This window comes from Peterkaempfera griseoplana, assembly GCF_001418575.1.
Classification (GTDB): domain Bacteria; phylum Actinomycetota; class Actinomycetes; order Streptomycetales; family Streptomycetaceae; genus Peterkaempfera; species Peterkaempfera griseoplana.
Window position 1 is genome coordinate 1 of record NZ_LIQR01000274.1, and the last position, 2,788, is coordinate 2,788.

A 2,788-nucleotide genomic window follows, 5' to 3' on the forward strand; every position below is an offset into this window, starting at 1 on the left:
CCATGAGCTCTGCCGCCACCCCGGGCACCCCGCTGCCCGTCCGTACTCCCCCCGGCTCCCCCGCCCGGGGGCGCCACCGCCGCCCCGAGCGCCCCGAGATACCCGAGGGCGCGCCGGCGCTGCTGCTCGCCGTGCCTGCCGCCGCTGAGGAAGAGGTACGGCGGCTCGCCGACGAGATCGTCTCCATCGTGCGCGGCGAACAGCCGGGCATCGATGTGACCGCCGGGTATGTCGCGGCTGCGGATGACGCCGACGGCGCCACCGTGCCCCAGCTGCTGGCCCGTGCCGCGGAGGCGGGCCTGCCCGCCCCCGTGGTGGTGCCGCTGCTGCCCGGACCCAACGAGGAGTCCCTCGCGGCCCTCCGTGAGATCGCGGCCACCACCGGCGCCGTGGTGACGGAGTCCCTGGGCCCCCACCCGCTGCTGGCCGAGGCGGTGCATGTGCGGCTGTCGGAGGCGGGGCTGGCCCGTGCCGACCGCGCCCGGCTGTTCAGCGTGGCCACCGCGGCCGACGGCGTGGTACTGGCCGCGGTCGGCGGTGAGGAGGCCGCCCAGGCGGCCGGGATCACCGGGGTGCTGCTGGCCGCGCGGCTGGCCGTGCCGGTGGTCGCAGCCGCGCTGGACGTTCCCGGTTCGGTCGCCGCGGCCGCCGAGCACCTGCGGGAGACGGGCGCGTCCCGGCCCGCGCTGGCGCCGTTCGTGATCGGCCCGGAGATCGACGCCGAGCTGGTCCGCACGGTGGCCGAGGAGGCGGGCTGCCCGGCGGCGGAGCCGCTCGGCGCCTACCCGGCGATCGGCAGGCTGATCGTCTCCACCTATCTGGCGACCCTGGGCGTGGCCCAGGAGCAGCCCGGACGGCCGGTTCCGGCGGTCTGACCCGCTCGCAGGGGCGGTGGTGCACGGCGTGTCCGTGCACCACCGCCCCTGCGGCGTTCTGCGGGCCGCCCGGAAGCGCGGCCTCAGCCTCCCAGCCGCGCGGTGGGGGCGGCTGCGGCGGCCGGCCTGACGCGCGGGACCAGCGGAGCGCGGACGGACGCGGCGAGCTGCGCCGGGCGGGTGGCGGCGTTCCACGCCGGGACACCCCGGCCGCCCGAGCCGGCGGGCAGGACGTCCAGGGCCGTGGCGGCGCCGGCCTCCCGGAAGACGATGCTGCGCGGGGCGGGGGCCTGCGGGTCCAGCCACAGCTGGTTGCCGTCGAAGGCGCAGTCCAGCACCTCGATGTTGTCGGGCGCACCGTCGCGGGTCGCCCGGAAGGCCACCCCTGCCCTGCGGTAACCGCCGAAGCGGCACCGGCTGAGGGTGACCGGGTCGCCGTCGAGCTGGTGGCGTGCGGTGGCGACGGCGAAGTCGGACAGCCCGGCGGCGTCCACCAGGATGCCGTCGAAGACGGTGCCCCGGCCCCGGCCGAGCGAGTGGACCGCGATGCCGCCGCCCGCGTTGCCGTGCAGCACACTGCTGCGGTAGGTGAAGTCGTTGAGGTAGGCGCCGTGCTCGATGCCCCAGCCGCCGTTGTGGTAGGCGACGAAGTCCTCGATCACATGGTGGCGTGAGGTGTTGAGCCAGACGAAGACGCCGTCCTGCAGATTGTTGTGGGCCACGCAGCGCTGGAACGTCCAGACCCCCTCGCCGCCCTCCGGCCACTCGTAGCCCGACGCGCCCTCGGCTCCCTGCACCCCGACCGCCACGCAGTCCACCGCGCTGCTGCCGTGTCCCGCGCCCAGGCTGAACCCGGTCAGCCGGTAGGCCCGGAACTCGGGCTCCCGCCGGGTCCGGGACGCCACACAGGACTCGTAGCGGATGTCGTGGGAGGGGCCCTGCGGGGTGCGGGTGTCGGGGGCGCCGTCCCACCAGTAGGCGTCCTCCCAGGTGTCGTGGCTGATGCAGCTGCGGAAGGTGATGCCGTGGCTGCCGTGCGGTACGAAGGCGTGGTTGCCCGCGTCCCGGACCACCACTCCCTCCACGGTGGTGCCTCGGGAGGCGTCCCCCAGCATGTGGAAGTGCAGCGCGTAGCGGCCGAGCACGGGTGCGGTGACCGGTGCGGCGCCCTGGGGGGAGGTCCAGGTCTCGCCGGTGCGGGTGCGGGGTCCGAGCCAGCGCAGCGCCGCGTGCCGGACGTCCTGGCGGCGGGAGCTGGTGATGTGGATGTGGGCCCGGCCGCCGGGGGTGCCCTCGATGCGGACGTTGCGGGAGAGGTTGAGGACCTCGGCGCCCACGGTGGTGCCCCCGCCCAGGGCGACCTCGGGGTGGGAGCGGGCCGGCGGACGGTCCAGGGTGACGGTGCGTCCGCTGACGGACCGTACCGTCAGCAGGTCGTAGCCGGTGGAGAAGTCGTCCTCGGTGGGCCGCGCGGTGGGGGTCACCGCGATCTCGTCGCCGGCCCGCCACCCCAGGGGCGCGGTGGTGAGGGTGAGGGACCGGTCCCCGGCGTGCAGCGGCCCGGCGGCGCGGACCCAGGCGGTCCTGGCGGCGCCGTCCAGCACCAGCCGGCCGTCGCCGGTGACCCACAGTCCGGTGTCCTGCGGGACGACGCCCATACCGCCNNGCACGGTGGCGGCGTCGGCGGGGGCCAGCGTCAGGGTGCCCTTGACGACGACGCTCCCGGTGGCGGTGAGGGTGAGGGTGCGGCCGGGGTCGGCGGTCAGGGAGCCGCCGGAGTCCACGGTCAGCCCGGCGACCGAGGCGTCGGTGTCCAGCAGGACCGCGTCCCGGATGTGCACCGTGTCGCTCGGGCCCGGCACCCGGCCGCCCCATCCGGCGGGGTCCGACCAGCGGCGTCCCGGCCCGGCGGC

2 protein-coding genes are annotated in these 2,788 nt (G+C 76.6%); one reads left to right on the forward strand and one right to left on the reverse strand.

The window, feature by feature from the left end:
- Positions 1-2 precede the first annotated feature (2 nt).
- The gene (locus tag AOK09_RS20655; protein ID WP_107101400.1) at positions 3-875 is read left to right on the forward strand and encodes a sirohydrochlorin chelatase; all 873 of its coding nucleotides are present in this window, start codon (positions 3-5) and stop codon (positions 873-875) included.
- An 83-nt stretch (positions 876-958) separates the two neighbouring features.
- Here the strand turns inward: AOK09_RS20655 and AOK09_RS20660 are convergent.
- A partial coding sequence (locus tag AOK09_RS20660; RefSeq protein WP_217698459.1) for a right-handed parallel beta-helix repeat-containing protein occupies positions 959-2,539 on the reverse strand: 1,581 nt, incomplete at its 5' end.
- Between the last annotated feature and the right edge of the window lie 249 nt (positions 2,540-2,788).